A 12,665-nucleotide genomic window follows, 5' to 3' on the forward strand; every position below is an offset into this window, starting at 1 on the left:
AGCGGGTTGGGGACGAAGTGGCCGGTTTTCCGACGCTGCCGGAGCTGGCTACCGTAGAGCGACTTCGCGCATGGCGAACCTGAGCACGAAGGCGGCTTCCAAGCCCGCGCCGAACCTGCTGATCGGACAGGCAACCGCCGCCCGCGACGAACCTTGCTGCCGGTCAACGAGCAACTAACCGCCGCACTGCCATCACGAACCGGCCGCCAGAGCGATGTCGTCCGGGCGGATCGGGGCGTTCGGCAGGGGCAGGCCGGTCGCCGTGCGGAGGGCGTTCAGGATCGCGGGGGTCGACGACAGCGTGGGCGGTTCGCCGACCCCATTCAGCCCGTAAGGCGAGTCCGGATGCGGGAATTCGAACAGGCTGATCGGCATCGGCGGAACGTCCAGCACGGTCGGGATCAGGTAGTCCGTGAAGGAAGGGTTCCGCACCCGCCCCTCGGCGTCGACCAGGATTTCTTCCATCAGCGCCAAACCCAGGCCCTGTACGCTGCCGCCTTCGATTTGGCCTTCTACTGCCAGCGGGTTCATTGCCTTGCCGACGTCTTGGGCGGTCGCCAGTTCTACCACCTTCACCAAACCCAGTTCCACATCCACGTCCACCACGGCTCGGTGGGCGGCGAAGGCGAACGCGATGTGTGCGTCGCCCTGGCCGGTTTCTGGGTCGATGCCTTGAGTCGGGCGGTGGCGGTATTCGAAGGTGTGCTCGACGGTGTCCGAGCCCACCAGGTCGGCTACGGCGCAGACTGGGTGTCCGGAGGTGTCCAGGACTTGGTCGCTGGCTAAGGAAAGCGCGGAAGCGGGGAGGCCGGAAGCCTCGGCGGCGCGGCGTAGGAGTTCGCGGGCGATGTGGCGGCAGGCGCCTTGTACCGCACCGGTCGACATCCAGGTCATTCGGGACGCGGACGCGGAGCCGGCGTCGCCGATTTGGGTGTCGGCGGGGAGGACGACTACGCGGGATACGCCTAGTTCCGTGCTCGTCACCTGTGCTTGGACGGTCGTGACGCCCTGTCCGCATTCCGCGGCCGCGGTGTGTACCGACGCGACCGGGGTGCCGTTGACCACCGCCAGAGTCACGCGGGCTGTTGAGATGTCGTCGACGCCGCCTGAGTAGCCGATTGCTTTCACCCCGACTGCGTAGCCGACTCCGCGGCGCACCCCCTCGCCGTGCGTCGTGTTGGCGGCTCCGCCGGGCAGGGAAAGCAGGTCGGTGCCAGCGGCGGGTGGTAGTGGGCGGTCGCGGAGGGCTTGCAGTAGTTCCGCGACGGGGGCGGGGCCGTCTACGGCTTGGCCGGTTGGCAGGACGGTGCCGGTGGTCATGGCATTGCGCAGGCGTAGTTCTATCGGGTCCATGCCCAAAGCGTGCGCTAGTTTGTCCATATTGGACTCGCAGCCATAAGCTGATTGGACGGCGCCGAAGCCACGCATCGCGCCGCAGGGTGGGTTGTTCGTGTAGACCGCTAGGCCGTCGATTTCGGCGTTCGGGACGTCGTAGGCACCGGTGACGAAATAGCAAGCGTTGGCGATTACTACCGGCGAGGTCGAGGTGTAAGCGCCGCCGTCCAGGACCAGGCGGGCTTTGACGTAGACCAGGCGACCGTCCTTTGTGGCCCCGTGCTCGTAACGCATCTTCGCGGGGTGGCGGTGTACGTGGCCGAAGAAGGATTCGTAGCGGTTGTAGGACATCTTCACCGGACGGCCTAGGCGCAGGGCGAGCATGCAGGCGTGCACGTGGACGGAGAGGTCTTCTCGGCCGCCGAAGGCACCGCCGACGCCGGCAAGGGTCAGCCGTACTTTGTCGGGCGGCAAACCCAGGCAAGGGGCCAGCTGTTCGAGATCTTTGTGCAGCCATTGGGAAGAAACGTAAAGTTCGACGCCGCCGTCTTCGGCGGGGATCGCCAGGCCGGATTCCGGGCCTAGGAAAGCCTGGTCCTGCATGCCGACTTCGTATTCGCCGGTGACTACGACATCGGCCTTAGCGCGGGCCACGTCGCCGTGCCGGATTTTTACGTGTCGTACCAGGTTTCCGGCTGGGTGGATGGGGCGGACGCCGTCGTCTAGAACCGTCATGGGGTCAGTCACCGGGGTTAGCGGTTCGTAGTCGACGATGATCAGTTTTGCCGCCTGGCGAGCGGTTTCCGGGTCATCGGCGGCGACCAGCGCGACGGGTTCGCCGTGGTAGCGGACTTCGTCCACAGCCAGGACCGGTTGATCGGCTGACTTCATTCCGTAGGTTTTCGCGCCGGGCACGTCCTCGTGCGTCAGCACGGCGTGCACGCCTGGTTGCGCGAGGGCTTTGCTTGTATCGATGGACCGGATCCGCGCGGCCGCGTACGGGCTGCGCAGCGTGGTCGCCCAGACCATGCCCTCGATCCACAAATCCGACGAATAGGCGAACCGACCGGTTACCTTCGCGGTGCCGTCCGGACGGAGGGCGCTTTCGCCCACCCCGGCGGCCTTCCCGGTTTCCGCGGCGCGTACCAGCGAGTCCACAGTGACCACCAGCTTTCCTGCGTTGCCGACTGCACGGGATTCAACACGTGTAGATTCGGACTGTCAACGGCTCTTCGGGTATCGTCTGGCGCATGCAGCGGGTCACCCGGGACGATGTCGCACGGCTGGCGGGCACCTCGCCGGCCGTGGTCAGTTACGTGCTCAACAACGGTCCGCGTCCGGTCGCGCCCGCCACCCGGGCGCGGGTCGAGCAGGCGATCGCCGAACTCGGCTACCGGCCGAATCTCGTCGCGCGGGCGTTGCGGTCCACGCGCAGCAATGTGCTCGGGCTGGTCGTGCCGGACAGCAGCGAAGGGTATTTCACCCAGCTCACGCACGCGGTCGAGCGGGCCGCGTTCGCTCGCGGATCCCTGGTATTGCTGGGGAATTCGGCGTTCTCCCGGGAGCAGGAGCTGCGGTACGCCGAATCGCTGGCGAACATGCGCGTGGACGGCCTGCTGCTGGTCCGCGCCGAGATCGCCGGGGCGGCGGCGACGCATTCCACTTTGGACGTCCCGGTCGTCTACCTTCACCACCACGCTCCGGCAGGCACCGCCGCGCCGTCCGTGGTGCTGGACAACAAGGCAGGCGGGCGGCTGACCACCGAACATCTGCTCGGGCACGGCTACCGGGAGATCGGGTGCCTCACCGGAACCGCGCGGTCCGGGCCGGTGGCCGATCGGGCCCGAGGCTGGACGGAGGCGATGCGGGCGGCGAAGAGGAGTGCGGGCAACGTTGTTCGCACCGGTCTCGATCGGCATGCTGCCCGTGCGGACATCCGGCGGTGGCTGCGGTCGCCGGAGCGGCCGCGGGCGATCATGGCGACGGCGGACGGGCTGGCGCTCGACACGCTCACGGTCGCGGCCGAACTCGGCTTGAGGGTGCCGAAAGACCTTGCGGTGATTGGCTTCGGCGGCACCGAAGCGGCCGCGCACAGCTGGCCAGAGCTGTCCACCGCCGGGCATTCCTTCGACGATTTCGCGGACGCCGCGGTGTCCACTCTGGACAAGCTCAAAGAGGACACTCAGCCGGAAGACCGCATCCTCGACGTGCAGCTGACCGCGCGCGCCAGCTGCGGGTGCTGACCCCGCAGCCGGCGCGCCGAAAGCATCAGGAGTTCGCGGTCTCCGCCCACGCCGAGGGCGTATAGCCGAGATAGTGCGACGCGTGCGTATTCGCCGCGGACGCCTGCGGAATGTCCCCGCGCAAATACGCCTCGGCTTCGGCCTTGTCCTTCGGCGGCGGCGTCGGCGCGAGGCCGAGCAGCTTGGCCATGTTGTTGCCGAGATAGCCTTCCAGGTCGTCCTCGGAGAGGTTCAGGCCCTGCGGCGGCTGGTGGCACAGCACTTCCAGCTCCCGCGCCCACATGCCGGGCTCGTTCGGCGGCGAATCGGTGCCGAAGACCAGGTCGCTCTTCTTCATTTCCTTGGCGAATTCGACGATCCGCGACTGCAGCAGCCAGCCCGATTCGCCGATCACGTTCGGCGAGTCCTGGATCATCCAGAACGCCTCGAAACAGTAGACGCCGCCGGTCTGGATGCCGAAGTGGCCGAGGATGAACGTGACGTTCGGGAACTCGCGGATGATGGGGTAGAACTGGGTCGGGATCGAATACGGCCCGTCCCCGGTGTGGATCAGCACGATCACGCCGAGTTCGTCGCACACCCGCATCACCGGCCGCAGCCAGTCCAGCGCCCGGTCCGGGCGGTAGGAATGCATGTTGGCGTGCAGTTTGAGCATCTTGTAGCCGTATTCCTTCACGTGGAAGGCCAGCTCCGCCGCGCCGTTTTCCGGGCCGAAGCGCGGGTTGTACATGAAGTTGCCGACGAACCGGTCCGGGTACCGCTGCACGAGCGAGGTCACGTACGCCTGGTACTCGCGGATGCCCTCGCGACCGGTTTTGTTGCCCTCGCGCCAGGTCGTATTCCCGGGCGGCGGCATGATGCAGCTGACGTCCACGCGCCGCGGCTTGCCGTTGATCCAGAGTGGACCGTCCATCATTTCCAGCGTGCGTTCGCCGGTGAACGGGGTTCCGGTGTGCCGCCAGGCTTCGTCGACCAGATTCGTCGGATGGACATGGGTATCGATAATCACCGGATGTCTCCTTACGCAAGATCCTGAGTAAAGGACTCCCCGGCCGCGCTTCACCGCACCTACGGGACCCGGAAGCGCGATCCGCGCTCCGGCGCAACCGAGTGCAGCACCTTCGCCGCCCGCTGTCAACACATGATCGCCGGATGCCTTGCGCGGCAAGACTTTTCCGGAACCCGCTCTTGACACCGGACGCGGAAGGGCTTTGCATTGAACGACCCGGCGGCGCTGCCGGGCGCCGGTGACCTCCCGTTTGGGCCAACCGTTCGGCCAGCTGCCTCCAGCCGCGCGCTGGAGCCGAACGCCGGGCCGGGTCCGCCCCCGCCCGGGGAAGGGCGGCCCGATGTCGGCTGCGGAACCCTGCGACCTCCTCCTGACCGGCGGCACCGTCGTCACGGTCGACGACCAGCGCACGGTCCACCAGAACGGCCACGTCGCGATCACCGGCGACCGGATCGCTGGGGTCGGAGCGGGAGAAGGCACCGAACGCTGGCAGGCCGGGCAGGTCATCGACTGCCGCGGCAAAGCGGTGTTGCCTGGCTTGGTCGACGGGCACAACCACCTCTACCAAGCGCTCGCTCGCGGCCTCGGCGAAGGCATGTCGATCGTGCCGTGGCTGTGCGAGTTCATGTGGCCGTATTCGATCGCCATCACCGGGCCCGAAGCGGTGGCCGGGGCGCGGCTCGGCGCGGTGGAGGCGTTGCGCGCCGGCATCACGACGGTGATCGACAACCATTACGCGCCAAGCGATCTTGAAACGACGCTCGCGGTCGCGGACGTCATCGAGCAGGCCGGGCTGCGCGGTGCGGTCGCCCGCGGAATGCTGGGCGAACGCACCGAAATCGCCGACCGTCGCGGCCAGCCGGCCGAACTGTTCCGGTATTCGAGCGAGGACGAATTCGCGATCACTCGCGAGGCGATGGAACACCGGCCGCCGTCCTCGAAGGTCGCGGTGTGGCCGGCCGCGCTCAACCTCTGTTATGTGGACCAAAAACTCGTCCGCCGGACGGTCGGCCTGGCCCGGGAATTCGGCACTCGCTGGCACACCCATTGCTGCGAGAGCGCCACCGATCCGGTCAGCTACCTCGAAACCCACGGGGTCCGGCCGGTGGAATGGCTGGCCAAAGAAGGACTCCTCGACGAACGGGCCACCCTCGCGCACGCGATTTGGCTCGACGACGCCGAAATCGAGCAGGTCGCGGCCGCAGGGGCCGGGATCTCGCACAACCCCGCGTCCAACGGCTATCTCGCGTCCGGCACCGCGCGGATCGCGAGCCTGCGGAAACAGAACGTGCCGGTGGCGCTCGGCACCGACGGTCCCAGCTGTGGCCACCGGCAAGATCTTTTCGAGGCCATGAAACTCAGCGTCTTCGGCCAGCGAACGGCCACTTTGGACCCGACCGCGCTGCGGGCCGAGGACGCGCTGGAAATGGCCACCCGCGAGGGAGCCCGCTACGCGGGAATCGACGCGGGAGCCCTCAGCGAGGGCAAACTCGCCGACGTCATCGTCACCGCGCTCGACCGTCCACATGTGCGCCCGGTGCACCGGGCCGTCGCCGCCCTCGTCTACTCCGCCCGCGGGTCCGATGTGGAGCTGACGATCGTGGGCGGCGAGATCGTCTACCGCGACGGACAGTGCGTCCGCGTGGACGAAGCGGCCGCCGCTGACGAGGCGGAACGGCACGCGGCCCGGCTGCTGACGCGCAGTGGCATGGGCGGACTGCTCACTCCCTGGGCGCGGTGATCCGCGCCCCCGTCCCCGCTGTGGAGGAAACCATGCGATTCCGTCCGCGCACCACCCGAGCCGAAACCACCCGCGACGCCGTCGACACCGTCCCCCGGCTGCGGCAGCTGCTCCCGCTCGGCGTGCAGCATCTGCTGGTCGCCTACTCCGGAATGGTCACCGTGCCGCTGCTGATCGGGATCGGCGTCGGCCTGTCCACCGCGCAGATCGCCACGCTCATCACGGCGAACGTGCTGGTCAGCGGCGTCGCGACGCTGCTGCAGACGCTCGGGATCGGCAACGTCGGGGCCCGGCTGCCGATCGTGATGGGCTCGACCTTCACCGGCATCACCCCGGCGATCATCGTCGGCAAGGAGGCCGGGCTGCCCGCGGTCTTCGGCGCGACGATCGTCGCCGGGCTGCTGACCTGGCTGGTCGCGCCGTGGTTCAGCAAGCTGATCCGGTTCTTCCCGCCGATCGTCACCGGGACGATCATCGCGATCATCGGGTTCTCGCTGCTGCCCTCCACCGCGACGCTGATCGCCGGGTCCAATCCGGACGCCGCCGACCACGGTTCGGCCGGACGGCTGATTCTCGGGCTGGGCACCATTGTGCTGACTGTCTGTTTGGAACGGTTCGCCCCACCCGCGGTGCGCCGCTTCGCGATCCTGATCGCACTGGCCGTCGGCACCCTGGTGGCGGTTCCGCTCGGCATGGCGGACTTCAGTTCGGTGGCCAATGCGGAGTGGGTCGGCGTGGTACAGCCTTTCGAATTCGGCCTGCCCGCTTTCGCGTTGTCCGCGCTGCTGCCGATGATCATCGTGCAGCTGGTGAACATGGTGGAATCGACCGGTGACACGCTCGCCATCGGGCAGATCGTGGGCCGCGACGTCGGTCCGCGCGAGATTTCCCGGGCCTTGCGCGCGGACGGGATCGGCACCGCGTTCGCGGGCGTGTTCGGTTCGTTCACCGTCGTCACGTTCGGCGAGAACGTCGGCCTGGTCAGCATTACCCGGGTGATGAGCCGGTTCGTGGTCGCCACCGCGGGCGCGGTGCTCGTGCTCATGAGCCTGGTGCCGAAGCTCGGCGCGGCCGTCGCGTCGCTGCCCGGCCCGGTGCTCGGCGGCGTCGGGGTGGTCATGTTCGGCACCGTCGGGGCGGTCGGGCTGCGCATCATGGGCCAGGCGGATCTCAGCAACGGGCGCAATATCCTGATCGTCGCCATCTCGTTCGGCTTCGGCCTGCTGCCGGTCGGCGCGCCAGAGTTTTACCAGCATCTGCCCGTTGTGGTGCAAACCGTACTGACGAGCGGGATCGCGGCCGGCGGCATCGCGGCCTTCCTGCTGAACCTCGTGCTCAACCGCCGCGAGCGCGCCCCGCGCACCGGACCGGAAGCCGCGCCCGGGTATTGACCCTCGGCGGCTTCCGATGCACCATAGTCGAAACTCCTTGCAGGGAAGGAAAAATCTTCGGACATCCCATAACCCCGTAGGTGCGGCGGCAGGATTCGCGCGCGGCCGGGGGTCTTCGACGCCGGCCGCCCGTCCGGCTCCGGCGACGACCCACGATCCGCCCGGCAGGCCGCTTCCCGGCCCGGCCGGCCCAACGAGGTGAGGGAAGCATGGCCAGTCCCCTGTCCCCAGTGGACGAACGTCCCCGATTCGGTCCGTTGGTGCTGCTGGGTTTGCAGCACGTGCTCGTGATGTACGCCGGTGTCGTCGTGGTGCCGATCGTGGTCGGCGCCGGGCTGGGGCTGCCGCAGGCGCAGATCGCCGACCTGGTCAGCGTCGACCTGGTGCTCGCCGGGATCGGCACCCTGCTGCAGGCGCTCGGCGTCTGGAAATTCGGCATCCGGATGCCGCTCGTGGTCGGCGCCGCGTCCAACGGCATCGTCCCGATGGTGCTGATCGGCAGCACGCAGGGCCTGTCCACAGTGTACGGCTCGCTGCTCGTGGTCGGCGTCCTCTGGGTCCTGATCGCGCCGTTGTTCAGCAAACTGCTCAAGCTGTTCCCGGAAGTCGTCACCGGAACGGTCATCACGTTGATCGGGCTGACGCTGATTCCGGTCGGGCTGAAACTCATCGCCGGCTCCAATCCGTCCGCACACAACTACGGTGCGCCAGCGAATCTCGCGCTCGCCGGGTTCACGCTCGCGCTGATCGCGGTCTTCTACCGGGTGTTCCGGGGTTTGCTCGGCCAGCTCGCGATGCTGATCGCGCTGACCGTCGGGGCGGTCGTCGGCTGGCTGACCGGGCTGGGCAGCCTCGCCGGAGTCGCCGACGGCCCTGTTTTCGGACTGCTGAAACCACTGCACTACGGAGCGTTGCATTTCGACATCCCGTCGATTCTGCTGTTCCTGGTGATCGTTTTCGTGCTGATGGTCGAGGCCTCCGGGCAGGGGCTCGCGGTCGGCCAAGTGGTCGGGAAGAAGGTCGGGCCGCGCGACGTCGCCAACCTGCTGCGGGTCGACGGACTGCTCACCGCGCTCAGCGGCGTGTTCAACGGATTCGCTTACACCACCTTCGGCCAGAACATCGGCCTGGTCGCGCTGACGAAGGTGCGCAGCCGTTACCCGGTCGCGGTCGGCGGCGTGATCCTCATTGTTTTCGGGGTGGTGCAACCGGTCGGCCGGGTGATCGCGGCGATTCCGCAACCGGTGATCGGCGCGGCGGCCGTCGCGACGTTCGCGGCGTTGACGGTCTCCGGCATTCAGCTGCTGTCCCGCGTGGACTTCAACCAGACCGGCAATCTCGTGATCGTCATGCTGTCGCTCGGGGTCGGGCTGATCCCGGCGGGTGCGCCGGAGTTCTATAAGCAGTTTCCGTTCGCCGCCCAGGTTTTCCTGAAGAGCGGCGTGGCCACCGGCACCGTCCTGGCGGTACTGCTGAACCTGCTTTTCTTCGCCCGCCGGAAACAGCGGCCGGAAGAGCCGCTCGTACAGCCAGAACCCGCCGCGAAGCTTTCCCAGTCCTGAAAGGACATCATGGGCACCGAACCGCAGCGGCCCCGGCTGATCGTCGGCATCACCGGGGCCAGCGGCCCGCATCTGGCCGTCCACCTGCTGACCGCGCTGCGCAAGCTCGGCACGGTGGAAACACATCTCGTCATGTCCCGGGCCGCGCACCGCACCATCGAACTGGAAACCGGAATGCCGCCCGCCGAAGTCGCCGAACTGGCCGACGTCCGCCATTCGCGCGGGGACATCGCCGCGTCGATCGCATCCGGTTCCTTTCGCACCATGGGCATGGTCGTCGTGCCGTGCTCGATGAAAACCGTCGCCGGGATCGCGCACGGCTACAGCGACGACCTGCTCGTCCGCGCCGCCGACGTCACGCTGAAGGAACGCCGTCCGCTCGTACTCGTGGCCAGGGAAACCCCGTTGAGCCTCGTGCACCTGCGCAATCTGGTAGCGGTGACCGAGGCGGGCGCGACCGTGCTGCCCCCGGTGCCCGCTTTCTATCACCAGCCCGAGTCCATTGAGGACATCCTCGCCCACCTGACCGGCAAGGTGCTCGACCAGTTCGGCATCGACCACGAACTGTTCGCCCGCTGGCAGGGAACGCCCGTCTCGCAAGGAGTTTCGCGGTGAACCACCGGCAAGATCCCCATGCTTTTATCGACCAGTACCGCCGCGACTTCCCCGGCGACGTGCTCGTCCTCGACGATCCGGTCCCGGCCGACGAGGGTGTCACCGGCGTGATTTACGAACTCGCCGCGGCCGGGCGGCGCGAGATGGTGCAGTTCCGGAAGGTGACCGGACTCGACGTGCCGGTGGTCAGCAACATGTTCGCGTCGCGGCAGCGCATCGCCCGCATGCTCGATACCGGACCGTCCGGTTTGCACAGTGCGTACCAGCAGCGGGCGCGCCGCCCGGTGCCACCGAGAGTGGTCGACAGCGGCCCGGTGCTGGACAACGTGACCACCGAAGTCGACTTGGCGACTGTCCCGATGCTTCGGCATTTCGCCAGCGACCGATCCCCTTATGTCACCAGCGGAATCATCGTCGCCGAGGATCCGGACACCGGCGTCGGCAACCTCAGCTATCACCGTGCGATGCCGCACTCCCGCACCGAGCTGGCGACCAGTCTGCATTCGCGCGGCGATCTGTGGCGGATGCTGCAGAAGTACGCGGAGCGCGGCGAGCCGATGCCGGTCGCGATGGTGCTCGGCGGGCATCCGCTGTTCATGCTCGCCGCGTCCGCGCGGGTCGGCTACGACGTGGACGAGCGCGCGGTAGCCGGCGGGTTGTTCGGCGAGCCGCTGGAAGTCGTCCGCACGCCACGGCACGGCATCGGTGTCCCGGCCTGGTCTGACTTCGTGCTGGAGGGCACGATCGACGCCGCGGAACGCGCCGAGGAAGGCCCGTTCGGCGAATTCTCCGGCTATTCCTCGAACCGCTCGACCAACAACGTGCTCCGGGTGCAGACAATCCTGCGCCGCTCCGACGCCATGCTCATCGACGTTGTCGGCGGCAACACCGATGAGCACCTGAATCTCGCCCGCGTGCCACGGGAATCCGAAATGGCCGAGAAGCTCAAGGCGCGATTCCCGGACGTCACTGCGGTGCATTACCCGACGTCCGGAACGCACTTCCACTGCTATGTCGCACTACGCCAGCGACGCCCCGGCCAAGCCCGGCAAGTGATGCTTGGCCTCCTCGGCTGGGACCCGTATGTGAAGACGGTGATCGCGGTGGACGAGGACGTCGACGTCACCAGCGACAACGACGTCCTCTGGGCACTTGCCACGCATTTCCAGCCGCACCAGGACTTGTTCACTGTGGACGGTCTGCCCGGCTCGCCGCTCGACCCGTCCTCGGGCTCCGATGGCACGACGTCCCGGATGGGCCTGGACGCCACCCGCGGCCCGCATTTCGACGGCAACCGCATCGTCGTTTCCGAAGAAGCACGTCAGCACGCTCGCCGGATTCTCGGCGAGAATGGTTAAGGAGGGAATCAGCATGACCAAAATCCCGGTGACGGTACTGACCGGCTTTCTCGGCTCCGGCAAGACCACGCTCGTCAACCACATCCTCACCGCGAACCACGGGCACCGGATCGCCGTGATCGAAAACGAGTTCGGCGACATCCCGATCGACAACGCACTCGTGCTCGGCGGTGACGAGAAGATCATCGAAATGAGCAACGGCTGCTGCCTGTGCTGCACCGCGCGCACCGACCTGATCGAAATCCTGCAGTCGCTGCTGCGCCGCCGCGAACGGTTCGACCGGATCCTCATCGAGACCAGCGGCATGGCCGACCCGAACCCGGTCGCGCAGACGTTCTTCGTGGACGACGAGGTGTCCGCCGCCTTCGCACTGGACGCGATCGTGACGCTGGTCGACGCGCGGCACGTCGGCAGCCACCTGGAAGAGGGCGAGCACGACGGCGTCGGCGGCCAGGTGAGCAACCAGATCGCGTTCGCCGACCGGATCGTGCTCAACAAGATCGACCTGGTCACCGAGCCGGAAATCGAGGAACTGCGCGCGCGGCTCCGTTCGGTGAACGCGACCGCGGACATCATCCCGTCCAGCTACGGCGACGTCGACCTGGACGATCTCCTCGGCATCAACGCCTTCGACCTGAACCGCACCGTCGCCGCCGACCCGGACTGGCTCGAAGACGAGTCCCACCACCACGATCCGACGCTGGAGTCCGTCTCGCTGGAACTCGGCTGCCCCCTGGACCGCGCCGCGTTCGAGCAATGGCTCACCGCCCTGCTGGCCGAACGCGGCGACGATCTCTACCGGTTCAAGGGAATCCTGGCCTTCGACCGCCGGACGGTGCTGCAAGGCGTGCACCGGATGTACGAATTGACCGACGCCGGCGAGTGGGGCGCGGCACCGCCGGTCAGCAAACTCGTCCTCATCGGCCGGAACCTGGACCGCGCGGAGCTGACCGACACGGTGTCCCGCTGTCACGCGGGCGCCGCGGTCACGTCCAGTTCGACGAGCTGACCCCGGAAGCCAAGACAAGTCACGCCGACAAGGGTGCTCGCCGTGGTGAACGCCGCCGCGATCGGGGAGTTCACGAACCGTTGCCACACCTCCGCGAGAGTCGGCTCGTCCGAGGTAGCCACGTAGATCACCGTCCGCACGACGTCCTCCGGGGTCGCGCCAGCGTGCGCGAGCGCGACCTCGGTGTTGGCGACGACCTGGTCCACCTGTGCGAGGACGCCACCCGGCACGACCTCGCTGTCGGCCGTCAGCGGACACTGCCCGGCAAGATGCACGGTGCGGCGCGAGTCGACGGTGGTCACGTGGTGATAGCCGGGTGTCGGATGCAAGGCGGGCGGGTTCTGCCGTTGAATGGTCACCGGCGGATCGTCGCTCATCGCGACAGCGGATCGCCACGGGATT

Annotated in this window: 10 protein-coding genes; 7 read left to right on the forward strand and 3 right to left on the reverse strand. The window is 67.6% G+C overall.

Features of this window, described 5'->3' with window-relative positions:
- Positions 1-192: 192 nt before the first annotated feature.
- Positions 193-2,502, reverse strand: a complete 2,310-nt coding sequence (gene pucD, locus ACFSVL_RS21030; RefSeq protein WP_378306630.1) for a xanthine dehydrogenase subunit D — start codon at positions 2,500-2,502, stop codon at positions 193-195.
- A gap of 83 nt (positions 2,503-2,585) precedes the next feature.
- Between pucD and ACFSVL_RS21035 the strand changes: the two genes are divergently transcribed.
- Positions 2,586-3,578, forward strand: a complete 993-nt coding sequence (locus tag ACFSVL_RS21035; RefSeq protein WP_378306632.1) for a LacI family DNA-binding transcriptional regulator — start codon at positions 2,586-2,588, stop codon at positions 3,576-3,578.
- A 25-nt stretch (positions 3,579-3,603) separates the two neighbouring features.
- Here ACFSVL_RS21035 and ACFSVL_RS21040 read toward each other — a convergent pair whose 3' ends face one another.
- On the reverse strand, positions 3,604-4,587 hold the full coding sequence (locus ACFSVL_RS21040; protein WP_378306634.1) for an amidohydrolase family protein: 984 nt from the start codon (positions 4,585-4,587) through the stop codon (positions 3,604-3,606).
- Between the two features lie 340 nt (positions 4,588-4,927).
- Here ACFSVL_RS21040 and ACFSVL_RS21045 point away from each other — a divergent pair, with 340 nt between their 5' ends.
- The 6 genes from ACFSVL_RS21045 (at position 4,928) to ACFSVL_RS21070 (ending at position 12,263) form a co-directional block, all read left to right on the forward strand.
- Positions 4,928-6,328: an amidohydrolase family protein gene (locus ACFSVL_RS21045; RefSeq protein WP_378306636.1), complete on the forward strand. Its 1,401-nt coding sequence runs from the start codon at positions 4,928-4,930 to the stop codon at positions 6,326-6,328.
- A gap of 32 nt (positions 6,329-6,360) precedes the next feature.
- A complete protein-coding gene (locus ACFSVL_RS21050; RefSeq protein ID WP_378306638.1) occupies positions 6,361-7,719 on the forward strand; it encodes a nucleobase:cation symporter-2 family protein in 1,359 nt (452 codons plus the stop codon).
- Between the two features lie 209 nt (positions 7,720-7,928).
- Complete coding sequence (locus ACFSVL_RS21055; RefSeq protein ID WP_378306640.1) at positions 7,929-9,281, forward strand: nucleobase:cation symporter-2 family protein; 1,353 nt, start codon at positions 7,929-7,931, stop codon at positions 9,279-9,281.
- A gap of 9 nt (positions 9,282-9,290) precedes the next feature.
- Positions 9,291-9,896 (forward strand): UbiX family flavin prenyltransferase, encoded by a 606-nt coding sequence (locus tag ACFSVL_RS21060; RefSeq protein WP_378306642.1) that lies wholly within the window; start codon positions 9,291-9,293, stop codon positions 9,894-9,896.
- A complete protein-coding gene (locus ACFSVL_RS21065; RefSeq protein WP_378306644.1) occupies positions 9,893-11,254 on the forward strand; it encodes a UbiD family decarboxylase in 1,362 nt (453 codons plus the stop codon). Before ACFSVL_RS21060 ends, ACFSVL_RS21065 begins: the two co-directional genes overlap by 4 nt.
- Before the next feature lie 13 nt (positions 11,255-11,267).
- Positions 11,268-12,263: a CobW family GTP-binding protein gene (locus ACFSVL_RS21070; RefSeq protein WP_378306646.1), complete on the forward strand. Its 996-nt coding sequence runs from the start codon at positions 11,268-11,270 to the stop codon at positions 12,261-12,263.
- On the opposite strand, the gene ACFSVL_RS21075 is transcribed toward ACFSVL_RS21070, so the two are convergent.
- Complete coding sequence (locus tag ACFSVL_RS21075; protein ID WP_378306648.1) at positions 12,224-12,640, reverse strand: RidA family protein; 417 nt, start codon at positions 12,638-12,640, stop codon at positions 12,224-12,226. The genes ACFSVL_RS21070 and ACFSVL_RS21075 overlap by 40 nt on opposite strands.
- Positions 12,641-12,665 lie beyond the last annotated feature (25 nt).

Origin of the sequence: Amycolatopsis silviterrae, from assembly GCF_042684085.1 — a bacterium.
Lineage (GTDB): Bacteria > Actinomycetota > Actinomycetes > Mycobacteriales > Pseudonocardiaceae > Amycolatopsis > Amycolatopsis silviterrae.

Coding starts and splice junctions, on each gene's coding strand:
- ACFSVL_RS21075 (WP_378306648.1), bottom strand. CDS start 12,640: ATGAGCGACGATCCGCCGGTGACCATTCAACGGCAGAACCCGCCCGCC.
- ACFSVL_RS21035 (WP_378306632.1), top strand. CDS start 2,586: ATGCAGCGGGTCACCCGGGACGATGTCGCACGGCTGGCGGGCACCTCG.
- ACFSVL_RS21045 (WP_378306636.1), top strand. CDS start 4,928: ATGTCGGCTGCGGAACCCTGCGACCTCCTCCTGACCGGCGGCACCGTC.
- ACFSVL_RS21060 (WP_378306642.1), top strand. CDS start 9,291: ATGGGCACCGAACCGCAGCGGCCCCGGCTGATCGTCGGCATCACCGGG.
- ACFSVL_RS21050 (WP_378306638.1), top strand. CDS start 6,361: ATGCGATTCCGTCCGCGCACCACCCGAGCCGAAACCACCCGCGACGCC.
- ACFSVL_RS21055 (WP_378306640.1), top strand. CDS start 7,929: ATGGCCAGTCCCCTGTCCCCAGTGGACGAACGTCCCCGATTCGGTCCG.
- ACFSVL_RS21070 (WP_378306646.1), top strand. CDS start 11,268: ATGACCAAAATCCCGGTGACGGTACTGACCGGCTTTCTCGGCTCCGGC.